General features: G+C 71.3%; 16 protein-coding genes and 1 tRNA gene. 6 read left to right on the forward strand and 11 right to left on the reverse strand.

Annotated features, from left to right (window positions below; genetic code table 11):
* Window positions 1-611: 611 nt before the first annotated feature.
* Window positions 612-2,099, reverse strand: a complete 1,488-nt coding sequence (locus tag ACIQPR_RS04555; RefSeq protein WP_403641774.1) for an MFS transporter — start codon at window positions 2,097-2,099, stop codon at window positions 612-614.
* Window positions 2,100-2,202: 103 nt separating this feature from the next.
* Between ACIQPR_RS04555 and ACIQPR_RS04560 the strand changes: the two genes are divergently transcribed.
* The gene (locus ACIQPR_RS04560) at window positions 2,203-3,186 is read left to right on the forward strand and encodes a helix-turn-helix transcriptional regulator (protein ID WP_403641777.1); all 984 of its coding nucleotides are present in this window, start codon (window positions 2,203-2,205) and stop codon (window positions 3,184-3,186) included.
* 40 nt (window positions 3,187-3,226) lie between these two features.
* Here the strand turns inward: ACIQPR_RS04560 and ACIQPR_RS04565 are convergent, their stop codons facing one another.
* Both ACIQPR_RS04565 and ACIQPR_RS04570 read right to left on the reverse strand, forming a co-directional pair.
* Window positions 3,227-4,021 carry a TetR/AcrR family transcriptional regulator gene (locus tag ACIQPR_RS04565; protein WP_403641780.1) on the reverse strand — a complete coding sequence of 265 codons (795 nt, stop codon included), beginning with the start codon at window positions 4,019-4,021 and terminating at the stop codon, window positions 3,227-3,229.
* A gap of 544 nt (window positions 4,022-4,565) precedes the next feature.
* Window positions 4,566-5,564, reverse strand: coding sequence for an RNA polymerase sigma factor RpoD/SigA (locus ACIQPR_RS04570; RefSeq protein ID WP_403641783.1), 999 nt, complete (start codon window positions 5,562-5,564; stop codon window positions 4,566-4,568).
* A 195-nt stretch (window positions 5,565-5,759) separates the two neighbouring features.
* On the opposite strand from ACIQPR_RS04570, the gene ACIQPR_RS04575 reads away from it, so the two are divergent.
* Window positions 5,760-6,290, forward strand: coding sequence for a GNAT family N-acetyltransferase (locus tag ACIQPR_RS04575; RefSeq protein WP_403641786.1), 531 nt, complete (start codon window positions 5,760-5,762; stop codon window positions 6,288-6,290).
* Window positions 6,291-6,333: 43 nt separating this feature from the next.
* Here ACIQPR_RS04575 and ACIQPR_RS04580 read toward each other — a convergent pair whose 3' ends face one another.
* Window positions 6,334-7,125: a dioxygenase gene (locus ACIQPR_RS04580; protein WP_403641789.1), complete on the reverse strand. Its 792-nt coding sequence runs from the start codon at window positions 7,123-7,125 to the stop codon at window positions 6,334-6,336.
* 111 nt (window positions 7,126-7,236) lie between these two features.
* Here ACIQPR_RS04580 and ACIQPR_RS04585 point away from each other — a divergent pair, with 111 nt between their 5' ends.
* Complete coding sequence (locus ACIQPR_RS04585; RefSeq protein ID WP_403641792.1) at window positions 7,237-7,743, forward strand: MarR family winged helix-turn-helix transcriptional regulator; 507 nt, start codon at window positions 7,237-7,239, stop codon at window positions 7,741-7,743.
* Between the two features lie 112 nt (window positions 7,744-7,855).
* On the opposite strand, the gene ACIQPR_RS04590 is transcribed toward ACIQPR_RS04585, so the two are convergent.
* Together ACIQPR_RS04590 and ACIQPR_RS04595 are read right to left on the reverse strand one after the other, a co-directional pair.
* On the reverse strand, window positions 7,856-9,439 hold the full coding sequence (locus ACIQPR_RS04590) for an MFS transporter (protein ID WP_403641795.1): 1,584 nt from the start codon (window positions 9,437-9,439) through the stop codon (window positions 7,856-7,858).
* 153 nt (window positions 9,440-9,592) lie between these two features.
* Entirely contained in the window at window positions 9,593-10,237 is a 645-nt protein-coding gene (locus tag ACIQPR_RS04595; protein ID WP_403641798.1) for a TetR/AcrR family transcriptional regulator, read from the reverse strand.
* 297 nt (window positions 10,238-10,534) lie between these two features.
* On the opposite strand from ACIQPR_RS04595, the gene ACIQPR_RS04600 reads away from it, so the two are divergent.
* Together ACIQPR_RS04600 and ACIQPR_RS04605 are read left to right on the forward strand one after the other, a co-directional pair.
* Window positions 10,535-11,818: a M6 family metalloprotease domain-containing protein gene (locus tag ACIQPR_RS04600; RefSeq protein WP_403641801.1), complete on the forward strand. Its 1,284-nt coding sequence runs from the start codon at window positions 10,535-10,537 to the stop codon at window positions 11,816-11,818.
* 203 nt (window positions 11,819-12,021) lie between these two features.
* Complete coding sequence (locus ACIQPR_RS04605; RefSeq protein ID WP_403641803.1) at window positions 12,022-13,692, forward strand: IclR family transcriptional regulator C-terminal domain-containing protein; 1,671 nt, start codon at window positions 12,022-12,024, stop codon at window positions 13,690-13,692.
* Window positions 13,693-13,785: 93 nt separating this feature from the next.
* Here the strand turns inward: ACIQPR_RS04605 and ACIQPR_RS04610 are convergent, their stop codons facing one another.
* Window positions 13,786-15,054, reverse strand: a complete 1,269-nt coding sequence (locus ACIQPR_RS04610; protein ID WP_403641806.1) for an MFS transporter — start codon at window positions 15,052-15,054, stop codon at window positions 13,786-13,788.
* A 386-nt stretch (window positions 15,055-15,440) separates the two neighbouring features.
* Between ACIQPR_RS04610 and ACIQPR_RS04615 the strand changes: the two genes are divergently transcribed.
* Window positions 15,441-15,513, forward strand: a tRNA-Arg gene (locus ACIQPR_RS04615).
* A 72-nt stretch (window positions 15,514-15,585) separates the two neighbouring features.
* On the opposite strand, the gene ACIQPR_RS04620 is transcribed toward ACIQPR_RS04615, so the two are convergent.
* The 4 genes from ACIQPR_RS04620 to ACIQPR_RS04635 all read right to left on the reverse strand — a co-directional run bounded on the left by ACIQPR_RS04620 (window position 15,586) and on the right by ACIQPR_RS04635 (window position 23,418).
* Entirely contained in the window at window positions 15,586-19,482 is a 3,897-nt protein-coding gene (locus ACIQPR_RS04620) for a tetratricopeptide repeat protein (RefSeq protein WP_403641809.1), read from the reverse strand.
* A 69-nt stretch (window positions 19,483-19,551) separates the two neighbouring features.
* Window positions 19,552-20,709: a DUF475 domain-containing protein gene (locus tag ACIQPR_RS04625; protein WP_403641812.1), complete on the reverse strand. Its 1,158-nt coding sequence runs from the start codon at window positions 20,707-20,709 to the stop codon at window positions 19,552-19,554.
* A gap of 214 nt (window positions 20,710-20,923) precedes the next feature.
* Window positions 20,924-22,054, reverse strand: coding sequence for a GNAT family N-acetyltransferase (locus tag ACIQPR_RS04630; RefSeq protein ID WP_403641816.1), 1,131 nt, complete (start codon window positions 22,052-22,054; stop codon window positions 20,924-20,926).
* A gap of 176 nt (window positions 22,055-22,230) precedes the next feature.
* Window positions 22,231-23,418 (reverse strand): MFS transporter, encoded by a 1,188-nt coding sequence (locus ACIQPR_RS04635; RefSeq protein ID WP_403641818.1) that lies wholly within the window; start codon window positions 23,416-23,418, stop codon window positions 22,231-22,233.
* Between the last annotated feature and the right edge of the window lie 11 nt (window positions 23,419-23,429).

Consider the following 23,429-nt stretch of genomic DNA (forward strand, 5'->3'; position numbering starts at 1 on the left):
AAACACCACGGACCCACTTTGGGTCACTCCCCATCAGGCGGAAAGCCGCCGTCGACGCCGGACGGCGGACCCACATCCCCCATCGCGGGGACGTCACCGACAGCGCACCGCCCCGCACGCGCCGTCGAGACATCTCACCCGGCCGCACTCTTTATCCCTTTTGCCGGTGCGCGAGCGAGTCCGCCCCTATCCCGACCGGGACGGGACGTCCCACTAATCCGACAGCAACCGATCAGGACCAAACAGATTCCGCCAACACACCCCGGCCCGACCGACACTCGAATCGGCCGCGGGCGCGACCGCCGAATAAACCGGACAGCCTCTCGGCAATTGATTTCCGAGAGGCTGTACCGGCTATACCTGGCGGCGATGAATGTCGTACATCCGGGCCGGAAACGGATTCCGGGTCGTGATCTTCCACGGCCGTTCACGGGAATTCATGGCCGTTCATGAATCAACGGTTCACCACAGCACATCGCCAAACATCGACTAATGGACACGGGCATCACTTCTCGACTCGCGTCGCGCCACCCCTCCCCCGCTCCTCCTCGTCCGGCCCCGCCCCGCTCCGCCGCGAAAACGGAGTGTCCAGTACAGAAGTGGTGATTACGTCACACTTCCCCGCCCCGCTCCGACGCCGTCCGCCCCGGCAGCGCGAACATCAGCAGGAAGATCACGCCCAGCACCGCGGCCACCCAACCCAGCGCGTTCTGGAAGGCGTTGACGAACGCCGGGCCCACCTCGGCCAGGGTCAGCCGGTCGCCGATCGAGCCGAAGAAGACCACCGAGACCAGCCCGAGCCCCAGCGCGTTGCCCATCTGCTGCACGGTGTTGATGAGCCCGGACGCCGAACCCGCGTACTCGCGCGGCACCTCGGAGAGGATCGTGTCGGTCAGCGGGGCGAAGATCAGGCCCATGCCGGCGCCCATCACGGCCAGCGGGAGCGCCATCTGCCAGGAGGCGATGGCCAGTTGGTACCGGTCGGCCTCCCAGAGGTAGAGCAGCACGCCCACCACCATCACCAGCGCACCGGCCTGGAGCACATTGCGTCCGCCGAGACGCGGCACCAGTTTCTGCACGGACATGCCGGCCGCCGCCGAGCAGGCGATCGAGAACGGTACGCCGGTCAGCCCCGCCCGCAGCGGGCTCCAGCCCAGGCCGATCTGCATGTACAGCGTCCAGACCAGGAAGAAGATGCCGAGCCCGACGCCGAAGACGGTCTGCACGGCGATGCCGGCCGCGAAGCTCTTCACCTTGAACAGGGAGAGTTCGACCAGCGGCGAACCGTCCCGCTCGGTCTTCCGCTTCTCGTGGGCCACGAGTGCGCAGAAGACGCCGATCGAACCGGACATCGACACGAACCCCCAGGCGGGCCAGCCCAGTTCGTCGCCCCGGGTGAGCGGGTAGAGCAGCATCAGCAGTCCGAGGGTGACCAGGGCGACGCCGACGAGGTCCAGCTTCAGGGCGCGCGGGGCCTTCGACTCGGTGATGAAGCGGCTGCCGAGGATCAGGCCGGCGATGCCGACGGGCAGGTTGATCAGGAAGATCGGGCGCCATTCGAGGCCGAAGAGGTTCCACTCGGTGAGCAGGGCGCCGAGCAGCGGTCCGGAGACCGCGCCGAGGCCGACGATCGCGCCGAACAGCCCGAAGACCTTGCCGCGTTCGTGCGCCGGGAAGGTGGCGTGCACGATCGACAGCACCTGCGGCACCATCATCGCGGCCATCCCGCCCTGGAGGACGCGCGAGGCGACCAGCATCTCCGGGTCGGCGGCGAAACCGCACAGCGCGGAGGCGAGCGTGAAGCCGCCGATCCCGAGCAGGAACAGCCGCTTGCGGCCGTAGATGTCGCCGAGCCGTCCGCCGGTGATGAGTCCGGCGGCGAAGGCGAGCGCGTAACCGGCCGTTATCCACTGGATCTGGCTGAACGAGGCGCCCGCGTCCCGCTGGATCGAGGGGATCGCGACATTGACGATCGTGACGTCGACGAGGTCCATGAAGGCCGCCGTCATCACGATCGCGAGGGCGAACCAGCGCCGCCGGTCGGCCGCCGCGGAGGCGGCGGGGGCCGGGCTTTCCACAAGGGTTTCGGTGGAGGTCATGTCCTGAAAGCTATGCCCCCACTAGGTCAGATCGTGTCCTAGTTCTACGGCATCCTCGAACTCATGACGACGACCGAGAACCCATGACGGGAACCGAGAACTCATGACCACGGACACTCCTGCCCGGCTGCTCCAGCTGCTCTCCCTCCTCCAGACGCCCCGCGAGTGGCCCGGCGGCGAGCTGGCCGACCGGCTCGGGGTCTCCCGGCGCACGGTCCGGCGGGACATCGACCGGCTGCGCGAGCTGGGCTACCCGGTGCAGGCGACCCTGGGCGCCGACGGCGGCTACCGGCTCGTCGCGGGCAAGGCGATGCCGCCACTCGTCCTCGACGACGAGGAGGCGGTCGCCATCGCGGTCGGGCTGCGCGCGGGCGCCGGCCACGCGGTCGAGGGCGTGGACGAGGCCTCCGTACGGGCCCTGGCCAAGCTCGAACAGGTCCTGCCCGCGCGGCTACGGCACCGGGTCGCCACCCTCCAGGCCGCCACCACCCCGCTGACCAGTGGCGACGGGGCGAGCATCGCGCCCGAGACGCTGACCGTGATGGCCTCGACGGTGGCCGGCCACGAGCGGCTGCGGTTCGCCTACCGCGCGGGCGACGGCACCGAGTCGCGCCGCCTGACGGAGCCGTACCGGCTCGTCTCGACCGGCCGGCGCTGGTACCTCGTGGCCTACGACCTCGACCGCGCCGACTGGCGGACGTTCCGGGTCGACCGGGTGAGCGAGCCGTTCGCCACCGGGGCGCGGTTCGCGCCGCGCGAGCTGCCGACGGGGAGTGCGGCGGAGTATCTGCGGCAGTCGATGTACCGGCGGCAGGAGGCCTACGAGTACACCGTGACCTTCGCCGCGCCCGCCGACGTCGTCGCCGCCCGCATCCCGGCCTGGCTGGGCGCACCCGAACCGCTCGACGGGCACAGCTGCCGCCTGCGCGCCACGACCGGCGACGAGGTGCGCTGGCTGGCCGCCCGGCTGGCCCTGCTGGAGTTCGAGTTCACGGTCCAGGAACCGGAGGAACTGGTGCGCTGCGTAAGGGAGTTGGGGGAACGCCTGACCAGGGCGGCAACGGGCGGCCCGCCACGGCGGGAGTGAACCGACCGCAGGCCACCCACCCCTTGGCCTCCGGCGTGCCTCACCCCACCCCCCGAGCCGCCCCGATCTCCCCCCAGGGAAAGTCCCGCAGCGCCCGCAGATTCCGCAGCGCCGACTCCGCCGGACCGGCGCCCGTACCCGGGTGCTCCGTTCCGTGCGCCCACCCCTCTACGGCCGTCCGTACGGCGGCGCTCGCGACGGCCGCGGCGAAGCGCAGCTCCGGGGACGTCACGCCCGGGACGGGCGCGGCGAGGGACGGGTCGGCGTACCGGGGGTCGGCGGGCCGGGGATCGGCGGGCCCAAGGCCGACCGTCGTCGCGGGCTCGGCGGTCGTGCGGACGCCGTAGGTGACACGTTCCAACAGGACCTCGCCCAGGGTCCGTTCCGATGTCTGGCAGACCTCCGCCCATACCCTGCGCAGGCCGGGGCTGGACTCCGCCATGCCGATCAGGGTGCGCGCCAGGGTCCAGGAGCTCAGGGAGACACCGGCCCCTGGGGTCAGGGTGTGGCGCACCCCGTGTTCCAGGGCCTGGGGCACCGACAGTGCGGGTGGGGCCGCGCGTACCGCGTCCGCCCAGCGTTGGGCGCCGGCCGCGTAGAGCGGGGCGACGGCCTCCTCCTTGGTGGCGAAGTAGCGGTAGAAGGTGCGCGGTGCGACACCGGCGCGCTGGGCGATGTCCTCGGCGCGGGTGGCCCGCAGCCCGTGCCGGGCGAAGAGTCCGGCCGCCGCCCGGGCGATCTGCATCCGGGTCTCGGCCTTGCGCCGCTCGGTCAGCGAGAGCGGTTCGGCGGGAGGGGCGGGGCGGCGATCCGGCGCCGGGGTGGGGCTGCTCACACCGGCAGGCTATGCCGCTGTGGCACAATCTGCCATTCGGCGGGCCACCCCGGAGTTCAGGTACGGGGTGCCCCGCCGTCCCGGCGTATCCGCAGCTCATCCGCGCCGCACCCGCACTTCGCCCGCCGTGCCGCGCGCGATTGAGGACACGGGACGGCAGGAGATGACGTGGCGTGACGTGACATGCCGTGAGATGACGTGAGACGGCAGAAGAAGAGCCGGGCTCCGGTGCCTGGGGGGACAGGCACCGGAGCCCGGCTCGGGAGAGTCCCGGCGCCGGGGGGGATGTGCGTCGGGACTTGGCTCGGGGGTCACGGGAGGGCGCCCAGGGCCCGAACTCCTGGGCCCTGAAGTCTTGTTCCCACGACCTCGCAGGTTGAAGCGGCGTCGTACGGCCATGTTTGCGCGGTCTCCCGCCACCCGGCGTACGCGGCCGGGCGCGCGCCGTGGTCGTCCGCGCCCCGGTGTCGCCGGGCCGGGTGCCGGAGGCTCGCGCCTCCGGCTCGACTCCCGTCGCGCTCGCGGCGGTTGGGCCGTCGCGCCGTTACGCCGCCGCGTCGAAGCCGGTCTGGCTGGCCAGCTTCTTCAGTTCCAGCAGGGCGTGCTTCTCGATCTGGCGGATGCGCTCGCGGGTGAGGCCGTGCTCCTTGCCGACCTCGGTGAGCGTGCGCTCCCGGCCGTCCTCCATGCCGTACCGCATCTTGATGATGGAGGCCGTGCGCTGGTCGAGGCGGCCGATCAGGTCGTCCAGTTCCTCGCTGCGCAGCAGGGTCATCACGGACTGCTCGGGCGAGACCGCGGAGGTGTCCTCCAGGAGGTCACCGAACTGGGTGTCGCCGTCGTCGTCCACCGACATGTTCAGCGAGACCGGGTCGCGCGCCCAGTCCAGGACGTTCGTCACGCGCTCGGGCGTCGAGTCCAGCTCGGCGGCGATCTCCTCGTGCTCGGGGTCCCGGCCGTTCTTCCGGTTGAACTCGCGCTGCACGCGGCGGATCCGGCCCAGCTCCTCCACGAGGTGGACGGGGAGCCGGATGGTGCGGGACTGGTCGGCGATCGAGCGGGTGATGGCCTGGCGGATCCACCAGGTCGCGTACGTCGAGAACTTGAAGCCCTTGCGGTAGTCGAACTTCTCGACCGCGCGGACCAGGCCCGCGTTGCCCTCCTGGATCAGGTCCAGCAGGGGCAGGCCGCTACGGGGGTAGCGGCGGGCCACGGCCACGACCAGGCGGAGGTTGGACCGGATGAAGACGTCCTTGGCACGCTCCCCCTCGGCGACCAGGGCCTCCAGCTCTTCGCGGGTGGCGTCCGCCTGGGACTCCTCCTCGCCGTCGAGGACCTGGCGCGCGAACACGCCCGCTTCGATGGTCTGTGACAGCTCGACTTCCTTGGCGGCGTCGAGCAGCGGTGTGCGCGCGATTTCGTCGAGGTACATGCCGACCAGGTCGCGGTCGGCGATCTCGCCGCCATGGGCGCGAACACTGCGTGCCGCGTCGGAGGTCTCGCCGGTGGCGGACGTACGACGGGCGACGGCACGGGTTGCCATGCGTGCTCCCTTGCGATGGTGGGTCAGCAGGTGTTCGTCGGATGCTTGGCGCTCTTCGTATGTCGCTGTTCTCGCGACTCTTCTCGTGTGCCCTGCATCTGATGGAAACAACGACTGGAATCCGGACAGAATTCCCGACCCGCTCCCCTATTTTTCTGATCTTGCAGTACCCTGTCCGGCCACAAGGGAGGCATGATGCCGTCGGAACGTACAGAGGTGCAGGTCAGGCCGGGAGTCGAGGACGACCTCGATGCCCTCACCGACATCTACAACCACTACGTACGCGAGACCCCGATCACCTTCGACACCGCCGCCTTCACGCCGGAGGAGCGCCGCTCTTGGCTGCTCTCCCACCCTGAAGACGGTCCATACCGGCTGAAGGTTGCCGCGGACGGGATCTTCCAAGGAAACTCACAGCGAATCCTCGGCTACGCCACATCCAGCCCTTACCGGGCGAAGCCCGCCTACTCGACCTCGGTCGAGGTCACGGTCTATCTCGCCCCGGACGCCGGGGGCCGCGGGATCGGCACGCTGCTCTACAAGGCCCTGTTCGCGGACCTGGCGGCCGAGGACGTGCACCGGGCGTACGCGGGCATCGCACAGCCCAACGAAGCGTCCACGCGGCTGCATGAACGCTTCGGTTTCCGGCCGGTGGGGGTCTACCGGGAGGTGGGCCGCAAGTTCGGCCGCTACTGGGATGTCGCCTGGTACGAGAAGGAGTTGTAGACCGCGCGAGGAGCGGCCGCAGTCCGCGCGGGGACCATGCCGGTCAGCCGAACTGCACCGACCGCTTCGCCATCCCCATCCAGAACCCGTCGATCACCGAGTGCTGCGCGTCCAGTTCGCCGGCGGCCTCGGCCGCGCCCATGGTGACGAACAGCGGGGCGAAGTGCTCGGTGCGCGGGTGGGCGTAGCGCCCGGCCGGCGCCTTGTGCAGGAAGTCGAGCAGGCCGTCCCAGTCCCGTGCCTCCAGTGCCCGGCGGCCCCAGTCGTCGAACTCGGAGGACCAGGTGGGCACTCCGCCGCCGGTGTGGCGCAGGGCGGCGAGGTTGTGGGTGAAGAAGCCGGAGCCGACGATCAGGACGCCCTCGTCGCGCAGCGGGGCCAGCTTGCGCCCGATGTCCATCAGCTTCGCCGGGTCGAGGGTCGGCATGGACACCTGGAGGACGGGGATGTCGGCGGCCGGGAACATCTCGACGAGCGGGACGTACGCCCCGTGGTCGAGGCCGCGGTCGGGGACGTCCTGCACGGGGATGCCCGGGGCGCGCAGCAACTTCCGTACGGACTCGGCGAGTTCGGGGGCGCCGGGAGCGTCGTAGCGGACCTGGTAGTAGTGCTCGGGGAAGCCCCAGAAGTCGTAGACGAGGGGGACGGGGTCGGTGGCGCCGAGGGCGAGGGGGGCCTCCTCCCAGTGGGCGGAGACCATGAGGATCGCCTTGGGGCGGGGGAGGTCGGCGGACCAGGCGGCGAGTTCGCCGGGCCAGATCGGGTCGTCCGCGAGGGGTGGCGCGCCGTGGCTGAGATAGAGGGCGGGCATGCGCTCCGGTGCGGCGGTGGACATGACGGTCACTCCCCAGGGTCGTACTCGATGCTTGAAGTCTCAACGTGTCCTGGTACGAGCTTACGCCTCACTTGTTTAACATTCAAGGAGACCTCTCGTAGACTGGAGCCCATGAACACGGCATCCGCATCCCCGGAACCCCGCTGGCTCACCCCCGAGGAGCAGCGCGTCTGGCGCTTCTACATGCAGGCCAGCACCCTCCTGGAGGACCATCTCGACCGCCAGCTCCAGCGGGACGCGGGCATGCCGCACATCTACTACGGCCTCCTCGTCAAGCTCGCCGACGCCCCGGAGAGCCGGCTGCGGATGACCGAGCTGGCCATGTACGCGAAGATCACCCGCTCCCGGCTCTCGCACGCGGTCGCGCGGCTGGAGAAGAACGGGTGGGTGCGCCGCGAGGACTGCCCCTCCGACAAGCGCGGCCAGTTCGCGGTGCTGACCGAGGAGGGCCACGCGGTGCTCCGCCGGACCGCGCCGGGTCATGTGAGCGCCGTACGGCAGGCGCTGTTCGAGCGGCTGAGCCCGGAACAGCAGAAGTCCCTCGGCGAGATCATGGAGATCGTCGCCGAGGGACTTCAGCCGACCGGAGCGGGCGCGGATCTGCCCTGGCTCCGCTGAGCCGCTCGACTCACGCGGAGGCCAGGGCAGTTCCTGGGAGTCGTACGTACGGGGCGTCCCCTTCCCCGTACGTACGGATGGTGCGAAGGGGGTACGACCGGGTCGGGTGCCGTCAGTGGGCGACGACCGGGACCCTGAACTCGTCCTCGACCCCGTCACCGTCGCCGGAGGCCACCGGGTCGGAACCCTGCTTGCCCGCGTTGACGAGGACCCCGACGATGACCGCGGCCGTCACCAGCATGCCGACGGCGAACCAGATGGCGTTGGTGTAGCCGTGCACCTGGCCCTGGAGCTGGATCAGCTGCTGCTGGGTCTTGGAGGTGCCCGCGGCGGCGATGTGGTCCTTGATGTACGCGGTCGTCGCGGACGCGGCGATCGTGTTCAGCAGGGCCGTACCGATGGCGCCGCCCACCTGCTGCGAGGTGTTGACCATCGCGGAGGCGACCCCCGCGTCCCGGGGCTCGACGCCCAGGGTGGCCAGGGACATGGCCGGCATGAACGCCGTACCCATGCCGAGGCCGAGCAGCAGCATCGCGGGCAGGATGATCGAGGCGTACGACGAGCCGATCTCCAGCTGGGTCATCAGCAGCATGCCGACCGCGGCGACCAGGAAGCCGGGGCCCATCAGCAGGCGGGCCGGCAGGCGGGTCATCAGGCGGGTGCCGATCTGGGTCGAGCCGACCATCATGCCGACGATCATCGGCATGAAGGCGAAGCCGGTCTTGATCGGCGAGAAGCCCTTGACGACCTGGAGGTAGTAGGTGAGGAAGAGGAACGTGCCGAACATCGCGATGATGGCGATGCCGAGCGAGAGGTAGATACCGCCGCGGTTGCGGTCGGTGACCACGCGCAGCGGCAGCAGCGGCGCCTTGACCCTGGACTCGACGACGACGAACGAGACCAGCAGGACGGCCGACGCGATGAACAGCGCGATGGTCGAGGAGTCGCCCCAGCCGTCGGACTCGGCGCGGGTGAAGCCGTAGACGAGCGAGACCAGGCCGAGGGTGGAGAGCAGGACGCCGGGGATGTCGAGCGGGTTGCGGTTGCGTCCGCCCTCCGGCTCCCGGATGACGAAGTACGCGCCGAGCGCGGCGACGATCGCGAACGGGATGTTCACGAAGAACGTCCAGCGCCAGTCGAGGTACTCGGTGAGCACACCGCCGAGGATGAAGCCGACGGCGCCGCCGCCACCGGCGATCGCGCCGTAGATGCCGAACGCCTTGGCGCGCTCCTTGGCGTCCGTGAACATCACGGCGAGCAGGGAGAGCGCGGCGGGCGCGAGCAGCGCGCCGAAGGCGCCCTGGAGGGCGCGGGCGCCGAACATCATGGCGCCGGTGGTGGCCACACCGCCGAGCGCGGACGCGGCGGCGAAGCCGGTCAGGCCGACGACGAAGGCGCGCTTGCGGCCCCACAGGTCGGCTATCCGGCCGCCGAAGAGGAGGAGTCCGCCGAAGGCCAGCGCGTAGGCCGTGACGACCCACTGCCGGTTGCCGTCGGAGATGCCCAGGTCGGTCTGGGCGGACGGGAGGGCGATGTTCACGATGGTCGCGTCCAGCACGACCATCAGCTGGGCGAGCGCGATGAACGCGAGCGCCTTCCAGCGGTTGGAATGGGCCTCGTGCTCGGCGGCGGCGGCCTCGGCCGCCTTGTCGCCCTTGTCGAGAGCGCCGGGGGCGCTTCGAGCTGTTTCAGACATGGTGGTACCCACTTCGGGACTTCGTGACGGAAAAATTCGGAAGAAGGACGTGATCGGGGACGGCTCGTCGGCGCGCGACACTCCGTGGTCGCCACGGCGGCGAGAGCCGGACGGCTTGCTGTTGAGACGGGCGTGGCGCCCCGGACTGATCGGTCAGGGCTGCCGGAGATCCTCCATCGTCGCGGCGGTGCCGGGCAGGACCGAGCGGGCCGGGGCCCGCAGTCCGTCCAGGAACAGTTGCAGGTGTCGGTGTACGAAGCGGTCGGCGCTGAGGCAGCCGGTGCCGGCCGGGGGCCTGCTGAGCTGGGCCACGGCGACCATCACGTCGCCGACGCCCACGTCGGTGCGGAGCTGTCCGGAGCGCCGCGCCCGGTCCATGACCTCGTCGATCAGCTGCTCGACCCGCTCCCGCGCGGCTTCCAGATCCGGGTGGAACTGGTCGAACGTGCTGGAGATCATCGGGCAGAGCGCGCCGATCCGCTCGTCGGCGGCCACGTGCACGAAGCGCTCCAGCGCGGCGAAGGCGTCGCCGGTCTCCTTGAGCGCCCCTTCGGCGGCCTCGGACGTACTGTCCATGACCGAGACGACCACCTCGCGAACGAGGGCGTCACGGTCGGGGAAGTTGCGGTACAGCGTGGCGTTGCCGACGCCGGCCCGGCGGGCGATCTCGTCGAGCGGCACCTCGGCGCCGAACTCGACGAACATCTCGCGGGCGGCGGTGACGATCCGCTCCCGGTTGCGCAAAGCGTCGGCGCGCGGCCGGGGCACCTTTCGCTCTACGGGGGTCGCGGTCGTCACGGCGTGCTCCTGAGGTTCTGAGGGTCCTGGACCGGAGGTCCCGGACTGCGGTGGCGATCCGGGGAAGCACTCCCCGTTTCGCTCGGACACATGACCAAACGGGGAAACGGTCCCCGGTTATTTCCCACTCACTGGGACTTTTCCTGTGACCTGGGTCACATCCCGTTTGGGTCCGTTTTCCCGCCGCACCACACGGTCGGTCTCCTCCAGCGCGCGCCCGCGCACCGCACGACACAGGGTGATCGAAAGGGTGCAGCCGGAGACCGGCGGCTGCCGTGGCGCGAAGGGTCTCCCTGTATGCAGCCCAGCCGTCGGATACGCCCGCGCCGCGTGGCCGCCCTAGCGTCCGTGACCGTCCTGACCCTCGCGGTCAGCACCTCGGCCGGCACCGGACACCTCACCCCGGGCGCCACGACGGCGGCGGGCCCGGTCGCGCTCGCCCGCACCTCCGCACTCGGCGCCTGCATGATCAACGGCCCCCTCGACACCCAGATGTCCGAGGGCATCCCCACCCCGGGCGGCTACTCCCGCTCCACCGGCACGGTCCACGCCCTGACCCTGATGGTCGACTTCTCCGACGCCCCCGGCCAGGGCACCGCCATGGACCGTTACCACGAGTTCTTCCCGCAGACCCAGGAGTGGTTCCGCACCAGTTCCTACGGCCGCCTCGACTACCGCCCCGAGACCCCGGTCGACCACTGGCTGCGCATGCCCAAGCCCTTCAGGTCCTACGGCATAGAGCGCGGCGCGCCCTTCGACCCCGGGTACCGGCAGCTCGTCCAGGACATCGTGGCCGCGGCCGACCCGACCGTGGACTTCCGCGCCTACGACCTCCTGAACGTCCTGGTCACCCCGAACGCGGGCCCCTCCGCCCTGGACACGGTCCTGTCGGTGACGTTCGCCGGCAACACGGAGGCCCCGGTCGCGGACGGCGTCCCGGTCTCCAACGCGTCCTTCGTCTACTCCCGCCAGGACGACGGCTCCGGCTCCTACGCCCGCACCGGCTACCGCGTCCTGCCGCACGAGAACGGCCATGTCTTCGGCCTGCCGGACCTCTACACCCAGGAGGGCGGGGGCGCGGTCGGACACTGGGACATCATGAGCGAGGACTGGGGCGCCGACAACGACCTCCTGGGCTGGCACAAGTGGAAGCTCGGCTGGCTCGACCCCTCCCAGGTCGACTGCGCGATGAACAAGGGCACTGCGGAGTACACCCTGACCCCGCTGGAACGACCGGGCCTCGACGGCACTCGCCTGGTCTTCGTCCCGCTCTCCCGGCGCACGGGCTACGCCCTGGAACTGCGCACCCGCGAGGGCAACGACGAGGCGGTGTGCCGCCCCGGGATCCTCATCTACAAGGTGGAGGCGGACGTCGACACCGGGATGGGGCCGGTGAAGGTGTACGACGCGCATCGGGACAGCGGGGGGTGCACCCGGAGCCCCAATGTGCACGCCGAGCTGTCGGACGCGCCGTTCGGCGCGGGGGAATCGTTCAACGATCCTCGCCGGGGGGTTCGGGTGACGGTCGCGGGGGCGGACGCGGCGGGCAACTACCGGGTGACGGTCACCCGGACGCGGTAGGGACGCGACGGAACCACGGGACCGCGACAGGGACGACGGAACCACGGGACGACGGAACGACGGGACGACGGGACGGCGACAGGGACCGCGTCACCGGCGACGGGGACGTGGCTCAGGACATGGACTGCGCTACGGCTCGGCGCTCGGCCCCGGCTCGCGCGGGCTTACCGTAGGGCTGCCGAGACCGCCGTACCGGAGAGCCGATGCCCGCTGAGACCACGCTGGACGACCGTGCCGGAGCCGTGCCCGCCGAGGCGGTCGCGCCGTTGATCCGGGGCGTCGCCGTGGTGCGGCAACTCACCGAGGCGGGCGGCACGTTGAGCCTCAGCGCGCTGGAGCGGGCCACCGGCCTGGCCCGCTCCACGGTCGACCGGATCACCGCGACCCTCGCCCGCATGGGATACGTCCGTCTCGACGGCCGGGACACGGTTCTCACCCCTCGGATCATGGAACTGGGCAACGCCTACCTCGCCGCCCTGCGCCTGCCGTCCCTCCTGGACGCCCGCGCGGACGCCCTCGCCGACGAGTTGGACGAGTCCGTGTCGTTGGCGGTCGCCGACCGGGACGGCATCCGTTTCATCCACCAGGCGACCCGCCGCCGCGCGATGTCCCTGAGCTTCCGCATCGGCGACCTGCTGCCGGCCGAACGCACCGCCCCGGGACCGCTGTTCGCGGCCGAGTGGACCGAAGAGGACTGGACGCGCTGGCGCGAGCGCCGGGCCGCGGACCCGGAGGACCGCGGTTTCCCCGCCGTGCCCCCGCGCGGGCCGTCGTCCCCGGGTCCCGACCTCGAACGGTCGGCGGACCTGGCCCGCGAGAACGGCTGGGCACTGGACGACCAGTTGATCGAACCCGGGCTGGTGGCGATGTCCGTGCCGGTGCGCGACCCCCGTACCGGGACGATCGCGTGCGTGGCGAGCGTCGTGAGCCACACGAGCCGGCACACCGCGGCGGACCTGCGGGACACGCTGCTGCCCCGGCTGCGGGTGGCGGTCGAGGCGATGGAGGACGACCTGCGCGCGGCGCCCCAGGGCGACCCGGTGGCCGCGCCCTCGGGCCTGGCGACCTGGACGGGCGCCTCCAAGCAGGAACTGGGCCGGGAGTTCGTCGAGTCCCTGGCCCGCGGACTGACGGTCCTGACGGCCTTCGGCGAGGGCCGCGCCGAACTGACCCTCACGGAGGTCGCCCAGGCGACCGGACTGCCCCGTGCCACCGCCCGCCGGGCACTCATCACCTACGAACACCTCGGCCTGGTGGCACCGTCCGGCGACCGCCGTTTCACACTGACGCCCCGGGTGCTGTCGCTGGGCTTCCCGCCCCTGTCCCGCACCACCCTGCCGTCCCTCGCGACCCCGCACCTGACCGCCCTCGCCGCCCGCATCCACGAGTCGGCGTCCCTGGCGATCCTCGTGGGCCACGACATCCAGTACACCGCCCGGGTCGCGACCAGCCGCGTGATGAGCGTCAACATCGCGGTCGGCACTCGTTTCCCGGCCTACGCGACGGCCCTGGGCCGCGTGCTCCTGGCCGACGCCCCACCGGCGACCGTACGAGACGCCCTGTCCGCCGCACGTCCCCTGACCCCACGCACACTGACCGACCCCGGCGCGCTGTCGGCCGCCCTGGAGCGGGTCGGGTCCCAGGGATACGCCCTGGTGGACGAGGAGTTGGAGGCGGGCCTGCGCGCACTCGCCGTCCCCGTCCGCGACCGCACCGGCCGGGTGGTCGCCGCGCTGAACACGGCGACCCATGTGGCCCGCCGCCCGGCCGCCGAGTACGTCGCGGCCGTCCTGCCCGAACTGCTGGAGACGGCGGGCCGCATCGAGGCGGACCTGCGGGTGGCGGGGCGGTTCACGCGGGTTCCGGGGGCGTAGAGGTCGGAGGGGGCGTGGCGGGTGTAGGGGACGTAGCGGGTGTAGGGGACGTAGGAGGCGCGGGAGGACTCGTGAGCGCGGGGGCCGCGCCGGCTACGCCTCGACGGCCCGTTCCCGCGCCCCGCGCAGTCGTACGGCCCAGACCACCCAGACGACGATCGCGGCGAGGGTGATCGAGACGACCGCGGTGGCCATGCCCGCCCGGATCCCGCTGGATACCGTGACGGCGCTCGCGACCAGCGCGCCGAGCGGGACGCCCAGGCCGGAGGAGAGCATGCGGCGGGTGGTGTTGACCCGGCCCTGGAGTTCGGCCGGGGTCACCTCCTGGGAGTAGGTCATCGTGTTGACCAGCACGACCAGGTAGGCGCTCCCCCAGGCCGCCAGCGCGACCAGCGCGAGCCGCCAGTCGGTGGAGAGCACGACGACGAGTCCGAGCAGCGCGCCGACCGGCAGCACCACGAGCAGCAGCGGGAAGGCGTCGTAGCGGCGGCGCAGTCGGGGCAGCAGCAGGGAGCCGCCGATGCCGCCGGCGCTCCACGCCATGTAGAGCAGGCCGATACGGCCGTCCGTGCCGTGGATGCCGAGGACGCGGTCGGCGAAGACGACGAGTTGGCCGACGATGGCTCCGCCGGAGAACGACTGGAGGGTGCCGACCACGGTCATGACCCGCAGCGTCGGATGCCCGGCCAGGAACCGCACCCCTTCACGGACGGATTCCCGTAGACCCGGCCGCGGACCCGAACCGGCCGCACGGGCAGGGGAGTTGACCACGGCCCGAAGGAAGAGCGCGGAGCCGGCGAAGCTCAGCGCGTCGAGAGTGAGCGTGCCCACGGGGTGGAGCAGGGCGATGAGGACGCCCGCGACACCATTGCCGATGATCCGGACGACGGTGTCGGCGCCGTAGAGCGCGCTGTTGGCCGCGGGGAGCCTGTCCTTGCCGACGAGGGCGGGGACGAAGCCGTAGCCTCCGGCGTCGAAGAAGAGGGACAGACTGGAGCTGAGAAAGGCCACGACGACGACATGTCCCACGGTCAGCGCGTGCAGGGCCTGGGCGAGCGGGACGGAACCGAGGCACAGGGCGCTGAGGAGGTCGGTGACGATCATCAGGGTGCGCCGGTCCACACGGTCGGCGACCGCGCCCGCGATCAAGCCGAACGCGAGGTAGGGCAGCGTCCCGGCCGCCGCGACCAGGGACACCAGCAACGGCGACCGGCTCTGCTGGAACACCAGGACGGGCAGCGCGACGGCGGTCACGGCGGACCCGAGACCGGACACGGCACGGGAGAGCCAGAAATTCCGGAACCCCGAGTCCCGCCGCAGGGGCGGGAGTTGGGGCGCGGGCAGGGCGGCGGTGTCTGTCATCTGCGGAACTCCATGACGAAGGACCGACGGGCACGGTGGCACGTCGGTGCGGAGTGGTGGGGTGTGACTACTGCGGGGCGCGCTGCGGGGCTGCCGGACTTCTCGACTTCTGAACGCGGAGCCGACGCAGGGCATCAAAAAAGGGTCGGCACCCGGTCCGGCTGTTCGATGACCGGAGGTGTCGACCCGAAGGAAGGAACTGGCGGAATTCTAGCAAGCACGGACGGTGGGACGCCCCGGAACAACCAACTCTCGCTCCCGCCGACCGGTACCCGCACCCCCGGCTCCCCCGGCCCCCGACCCCCCACCGAGACGCCGACCGCCGACCCGCCACGCGCTACACTGACGCCGGTGGCGCGGCCGTACGTCGACTGCACCGCCGCCCCGCCTTCGTAGCTCAGGGGATAGAGCACCGCTCTCCTAAAGCGGGTGTCGCAGGTTCGAATCCTGCCGGGGGCACAGCCACTGACCAGCGCGTCTACCTCTCGGGTAGGCGCGCTGTCCGCTGTGGCGAGGGGCCTTGCCCGGCTGTCAGCGCCGCCCCAGTGGATACGGCTCCCCCGTCACCGCCCGCCACGCCTCGCGTACTCGGCGCGGGCTTCCCGCGGCGAGATCGCGCAGGGCTTCGCGGACCACGTCCTCCAGCGCGTCGTCCTCCGCCGAGAGCGCCGCGTGCCAGGCGCGGACCAGGTCTGCGACCGCGGAGTCGAGAGCCGGGTCGGGGGCGGACGGGGTGTTCGCTCCGGCCCGTAGGGTCGCCCGGGTCGTGAGGGTGTGTACCAGCAGTTCTCCGTAGTCCTCGCCGTCCTCGTTGTCCTCGTCGTCCTCGTCGTCATGGGCTCGGAGGACGGCGGCCAGGTCCACCGCCTCGTCCGCCCGGACGAGTGCTTCCGCGTGGCGTTCCAGGTCGCCGAGTGTGTCCGCCAGGTTGTTCAGCGACTGGCACAGGGCGATGCGGTGGGCGGGGACGGTCTGGTCCAGGTCGCGGCGGAGGCGTACGGCTTCCTCGACGCGGGCGAGCGCCTCCTCGTGGCGGCCGAGTGAACTGAGGCTGATGGCATGGTCGTTGAGCACTCCGCCCAGCAAGTCGCGGTAGCCGTGGTGGTCTTGGTCGTCGTGGCCGGTGGCTTCGTCCGTGTCCTGGATCAGTGTGCGCAGTACCTCCGTCGCCCGTGCGAACGGTTCGACGGCGCGGTCCGGCCGGTCGTTCTCGTCGAGCACGCGGCCGTAGGTGAACAGTGCGGTCGCCCATTCGTCGCGCAGGTCGAAGAGGTCTTCCGGTTCGGCCGCGACCAGTTCGCCCAGGTGCTCGGCCGCGCTCGCCGCGCAGGCGACGGCTTCCGGGCCCTGGCCCAGGTCGGCGTGGATCAGCGCCAGCAGATGCAGCGCCTTCGCGAGCTTGCGGCGCAGTACCGCCGCGCCGGTCTCGGCCAGTCGCCGCAGGATCTCGGCGGCTTCCGCGGCGAGGGTCAACGCCTCCTCGTACTCCCCCAGTTCGTGCAGGACGTCGGCCTGGGCGAGGAGGGATTCGGCGAGGTCGGGCTCGGTGGCGTCGGGTCGGGGGTCGACGAGTTTGCGGTAGATGTCGATCGACTCGTCGTAGACGTCGTGCGCCTTGTAGAGCTGTCTGGTGTCGAGGAGGCAGTCGCCCAGGTTGTGGAGCGCGGCGGCGAGGGCGGGCAGTTCGTTGGCGGGGGAGACGGCCGCCAGGGTCCGGTACAGCGCCACGGCCTCGGTGAGGTGCGCGACGGCCTCCTCGTGGCGGCCGAGCCGGCGCAGGGCGGCCCCGCTGTTGTTCAACACGTCGGCCATGAAGTGGAGATGACCCTCCCCGTGGCGCTCCACCAGGTCGCGGGCCAGGTCTACGGCCGTTGCCGCGACGTCGGCCGCCTCCTGGGGCCGGCGCAGTTCGGAGTGGGCTGCGCTGAGGTTGCCCAGGGCCCGTACGAGGGCGTCCCGGAACCGGTCGGTGTCGGCGGCGTCGAGCTGCCGGAAGATCCGTACCGCTTCCTCGGCGGCGGTCAGCGCGCCGCCGTGCAGGCCGGCTCCGGCGCGGATCGCGGACAGGTTGTGCTGGGCGTTCGCCAGCCGGTACAGGCCCTCCATCCGGTCCTTCTCCGGCGCATCGGAGGGGAGTTGGAGTGCCGTCGTCAGTTCCAGCGCGTGTTCCGCGGCGGCGACGGCTTCGGTGTGACGGCTCAAGTCGCCCAGTGTGTTGCCGTAGTTGGTGAGCGCGGTGGCGTAAAGCTGCTGGTGCTGGGGCGAGTTGTCGGCGGCCCGGCTCAGGATCTCGCAGCTGCGGACCGCCGCGTCGAGGCTGTCCTCGGGGAAGCCGGAGTGGGAGTAGGCGCCGGCGAGGGTGTTGAGCGCGGAGCCCAGTTCCGGTGCGAACTCCTCGTCCTCGTCGGCCAGTCGCGCGTAGATCTCGACGGCCTCGGCCGCGTGCACGAGGGCTGTGTCGTGCTGGTTCACGGCGGTGAGCCGCAGGGACAGGTTGTGCGTCAACTGGGCGAGCGTCTCCGCGTCGGGCCGCTCCTCGCGCCGTTCCGCTTCGAGGGCGGCGCGGGTGCTGACCACCATGAACGCGGCCAACGCCAGGCTGCTGTCCGGCAGATGGCCCAGCACGGACTCCGCGAGATCGAAGCCGGGCCCGGCGGCCTTGTCGCTCACCTCGCCCAACACCCCGACCAACGTGGTGTCCTGCAACTGCGTGGCGACGGCGATGGCCAACGGCAGCCTGGCGGCCGGGTCCGCGTCGAGCAGCGCGGTCATCGCCCTCCCGACGTGCGGGTGGCGCGGCGCGGCCCGTCCCAGCACCGTCAGCGCCCGCGTGACCTGCACCTCCCCCACGACGGGCGCCGCCCACTCCACGAACTCCGGCTGGTCCAGGAGCGTGCCCGCCACCAGGTCCTCGCCGAGCCGGTCCGGACGCAGCGGGTTGAGGGCGTCGGGACCGGGATACAGGGCGTAGAACCAGCGCAGGTGACGCTCCACGGTGTCGCGCCCCGCGCCGTCGAACGTGGGCAGCGCGCCGAACAGCGTCCGGGCCTCCTCGGTACCGCGCGCCGTGAACAGCGTTGCCGCCGCGACCACTTGGTCGTACCGCAGGCTCCCGGGCCCCGGCAGCTCGTACGGCACGGCCGTCGCCGCCCAGTGGCGCCGCTCGTGGTCGAGGACCCGCAGCAACGGATCGCGCCGCGCGGGCACGCCGCCCGGTCCCGGTACGGGTACCGCGTCCCGTGCGTCGTCCGCCGCGGCCTCGTCGAGGAGCGCCGCCAACGCGGCGGCATGCACATCCAGCACCCGGTCGTACCGCGCCGAACCGAGCCCGTCGGGCACCGCACTCACCGGCGCGGGCCGCTCCAGCCGGGCCGCGAAGGCGTGCAGCGCGCGCTCGTACTCGGCGGGGCGGTCCTCCGGCGCGGCGACGACCGAGGGCAGCGGACGCTCGGCCAGATCGGTGAAGAGGAGGGAGACACGGTCGTCTCGGTGACGGCGCAGCAGCTGCGGCCACACACCGGCGGACCGGGCGAGCAACAGCAGCCGGGCCGAACCCTGTCCGGCGGGCCGGGCGATCAACTCCGAAGCGACGGCGGCGATCTGCTCGGTACGGCCCTCCGCGTAGTCGACCACGACCAGCAGGGGCCCCCGGAACTCGTGGACGCGGTCGAGCACCCGCTCCGGCACCTGCTCGGCGAGCAGCCCCGCCGTCCACCCCTCAGCCCTCGCCGCTTCGACGAGCTGGTGCGCCAGCCGGGTCTTGCCCTGCCCGCCGGCCCCGGTCACCAGCCGCGCGGCAAGCGGATCCGGTCCCGCCAACCAGTCCGCCAGGCGCGGCAGTTCATCGTCGGCCCGCGCAAAAGGCACCACACCGTAGTCGGCTTGCAGCAACATGCTGGGCAACGGCGCGGCGGGCAGCTCCCGTTGCGGCGGAAACAGATCGGGCAGCAACAGCTCCGGCACCAACCCGGTGATCCCGTCCACCAGCCGCCGCACATCGTCCCCGAGCGCCCGATGACTGACCCGCACCGCCTGACAGGACGCCAACCGCGCGATGTCCGTGGGCAGTTCGTCCGCCACGACGACCGGAGCGCCGTCGAGCGACACCTGCACCACCGGAATGTCCCGCTCGAAGGCCCGCCGGATCTCCCGGCGCACCCAGTCCTCCTCCCGGTCCACCAGCCGCCTGCCACCGCCCGGTTCCTCGGCGAACCAGTCCGGCCCGATCAGCACCAGCAGGACCCGGGTCTCCTCCAAGGCCTCCCGGATCGCCCGCGGGTAGAGCTCGCCGGGCAGCATCGACACACAGTCCCGAAAGACCCGCTCGGCCCCGAAGACCCGCGCCAGCAACTCGTAGCAGGCCGCCGCGCCGTAACCGGTGTCGGCGGTCCGGTAGTTGACGAAGACATCGACGGTGCCGTGACTCAACGGGGGCAACTCCGTTCACCGAGGGGCGAAGTCCGCCTGCCCGTTCAGTGTGCCGGAGTTCGTCCCGCTCTACGGCACCCTCGCCGCCCCCGCCCCCTCAGCGGCCCCGGTCCCCTCCCCCTCCCCCGTCTCCGCGAGGGAGTTGTTCCGGCGTACCGAGGACCAGAAGGACCAGCCGATCAGGAGGACGCCCACCAGGCCGGTGATGACCTCGTTGATCTGGTACTGGATGGTCACCATGAGGATCACGGCGAGGGCGCCGATCGCGTAGTGGGCGCCGTGCTCCAGGTAGACGTAGTCGTCGAGCGTGCCCTGGCGGACCAGGTAGACCGTCAGCGAGCGGACGTACATCGCGCCGATGCCCAGGCCCAGTGCCATCAGGACGATGTCGTTGGTGATCGCGAACGCGCCGATCACGCCGTCGAAGGAGAAGGAGGCGTCCAGGACCTCCAGGTACAGGAACATGAAGAACGCGGCCCGGCCCGCGAGGGCCACCGCCGAGCGTCCGCCCTGGCGTTCCCGTTCCGCCGCAGCCTCCTCCTCCGCTTCCTCCGCTTCCTCCTCCGCCTCCAGGCGGTTCTCGAAGAAGCCGGAGAGGCCGCCGACGATCATGTACGTGATCAGGCCGGCGATGCCGGAGATCAGGACCGTCTGCGCCTTGTCCGCGTGGCCGCCGCCGTGCTGGTGGGCGTGGGTCGCGAAGGTGAAGGACGTGATCAGCAGGACGATCAGGGCGAGGCAGACCGAGAGCATGTCGACCTTGCCGAGCTTGGCGAGCGGGCGTTCCAGCCAGCCGAGCCACTGGATGTCCCGGTCCTCGAAGACGAAGTCGAGGAAGATCATCAGCAGGAACATGCCGCCGAAGGCCGCGATGGCCGGGTGCGCGTCGGTGACCAGTTGTTCGTAGCGGTCCTTGTCGGTCAGGGCGAGGTTGACCGCGTCGATCGGGCTCTTCTTCGCCGTGACGGCGACGATGACGACCGGGAACGCCAGGCGCATGCCGAACACCGCGATCAGGACGCCCACCGTCAGGAAGATCTTCTGCCAGAACGTGGACATCGATTTCAGGATCCCGGCGTTGACCACCGCGTTGTCGAAGGACAGCGAGATCTCCAGGACGGCCAGGATCGCGATGACGCCGAACGCCGTCCAGCCGCCGTACCAGACTCCCAGGGCCAGGCCGAGCGCGGTGACCGCGAACGACCAGCGGAAGGTCTTCAGAAGCACGGGTGGCCCCCTCCTGTTGTCGCGCGGTCGCCCGCGGGCCGGGGGTCCGTCAACAGCCCCGACCGTCATCGGCGTTGTCTACCACGGCCGCCTGTCGCGCGGGTGACGGGACGGAGGAAGAGCCCGGGGAAGAGCGCGGAAGAGGAGCGTCAAGGAATGAAGAAGGAATGAAGGGCGTGAGCGATGTGGGGGCAGCGGCACGCGGAGCGTGTCGTCACCCCTTGCGGGTCGTCCGGCCCGATGTCCGCAGTGAGCCGACCGTCTTCAGGAGGCGGTCCGCCGGGTCGCGCAGGGACTGGTGGGCCAGGACCGTGTTGCGCAGGCCGCGGACCGGGCGGCGCCACAGGCGGTGGGCCGTGGCCACCGGGTGGGGGCGGGTGGCGAAACCTTCCCCCACGCGCAGTTCGCGGGTCTTGAGCCAGTCCTTCCACTCCTTGTCGCCGCGGCCCAGGTCCATCAGGCGCACACCGTGCCGGCCCGCCTCCTCGGCCATCCTGAGGTGCATGATCAACCCCGGGGAGTAGTACCGGAGTTCGGGGTCGTACGCCGTGAACCAGGCCGCGAACAGCGTGCGGGAGGTCGGTCCGAAGTGGGCCGCCACCGGGCGGTCGCCCGCGTAGAGGACCGACAGGACGCCGGTGAAGTGCTCCTCGCGGACCCGGAACAGATGGTCCACCAGGTCTACGATCCAGGGGCGGGCGAAGCGGTCCATGCGGCCGGTCCTGCGGTACTGGGCGGACTTCCAGCGCATCAGCGTGCGCAGCACCTCGGGGTCGCGGTCGTCGTAGACGAAGCGCATCTCGCCGAGGTCGCGGGCCAGTCGGCGTTCCTTCTTCAACGTCGTCTTGGCGATGCCCGGGTAGGCGCCGCGCAGCCACTCGGGGTAGGGGACCTCGCCGTCGCCGTCCTTCAGGTCGATCACCGGGGAGGCGAAGGTGCCGGTGACATGGCGGCCGAACGGCTGCTGTTCCTCGACGAGATGGTCGAACTCGAAGACCGACAGGCCGCAGGCGCGCAGGAGTTGCTGGACGTCCCAGGTGACACCGGGCCGGTGCACCAGGGCCTGGCAGTCGGAGAGTCCGAGGCCGATGGCCCGGCCGACACCGACGGCGTTGCGCTCGTACGGGAGGAAGCCGACCGGCTCGCCGCCCTCGTGCAGCACCGCCACCTGCGCGCCGCCGCGGTGGCGGCCGACACCGTCCGCGAACTCCGGTGCCAGGAAAGGGTTCGCGTAGTCCGGCGACTCGTCCATCGCCTTGTGCCAGGCCTGGCGGAGCGCGGTGGTCAACTCCTCCGGTCTGTGGATCGTGATGTCCGCCTTGCCGTTGGATCGCATGGATCGCATGGGCGATCGTCCCCCCACATTTCCCCCACGACGCGTCGTGCGCGCCCTTGCCTGCTCTTTCCACGGTACGACGAGACACGAACAGTTCGGCAGGTCTCAAACGTCGCGAAACAGTACGGACGCTGTCAAGGATGCCTGTGGACACGGAAAAGTACGGATCGCCCGAGCCGTGCCGATCAGGACGCACCGACAGAGAGCGTCAGTTGTCGGTTCTGCCGGGCGCATACCGCCAACACCCCTGTGACCGACGCCGATACGGTCGCCATCAGGGTCATCGCCGTTGCCGGGGAGGTCAGTTGGGCCGCCTTGCCCGCGAGGGCCGCGCCGACGCCCTGCATGGTGAGCAGACCGGCCGAGCGCAACCCGAGCGCGTGGCCCGCGAGTTCGCCGGGGGTGAGCGCCATCAGGCGTTCCTGGAGGACGAGGCTCGCGCCGTAGCCGACGGAGCCGACGCACACCGCGACGGCCGCCCACGGCAGGCCAGGGCGCAGCACGAAGAACAGGTACGGCGCGGCCAGCAGGAGCCGCAGCGGGACGTCGAGGCGGGCGCGCAGGGCGGCGGGTACGAAGCGGCCCAGGGTCAGGTCGCCGACGAACATGCCGAGCGCCGCGCTCGCGAACAGCGTGCCCGCGGACCCGGAGTCGTAGGAGACGTAGAGGGATTCGCAGCCGACCACCAGGCCGTTGGGGACCCACAGGGCGAGGTAGGTGAGGCGGCGGGGGCGGGCGGACCACAGGAGGGCGTTGGTGCGCCAGGTGGCCGCGACGGACGGGCGGCCGGCGGCGCGCGGCGGACGGGCCGTGAGGCCGAGGCGGACGACGAGGGCCGTGACGGCGTAGAGGGCCGCCGCCAGCAGCAGGCAGGCGCGCGGGGGGAGCAGAGCCAGCAGGGCGCCGCCCGTCGCGAAACCGGTGACCTGGGTGAGGCCGGAGGCCATGTTGAAGACCGAACGCCCCAGCACGAAGCCGTTCTTGGGCAGGATCTCGGTCAGCAGGCCTCCGCTCACTCCGCCGCCCAGCGAGGCGATCAGGCCCTGCGCGAAGACGATGCCGAAGGCCGCCCCGACCGGCAGGCCGGGCAGCGCCAGCAGGGCCGTACAGACGGCGAAGGCGGTGTTGAGGCCGGCCAGGGTGGCGCGCGGGGGCAGCCGGTCGGCTCCGGAGAGGAAGAAGGTCGCGCCGACCATCTGCGCGAGCTGCGGCCCGAACATGCTCACCGCCGACAGCAGCGGCGACCGCGTCGCCCCGTACACCAGGGTGGCCAGCGCCAGCCCGCTGATCGTCTGGGCCGCGGTCTGGGCGACGTAGGAGAGGAAGAACGGCCGATACTCGGGGATGCGGAATAGCTCGCGGTAGCTGCGCATGCACGGAGTCT

The organism is Streptomyces sp. NPDC091280, from assembly GCF_044768565.1.
In the GTDB taxonomy this organism is placed as follows: domain Bacteria; phylum Actinomycetota; class Actinomycetes; order Streptomycetales; family Streptomycetaceae; genus Streptomyces.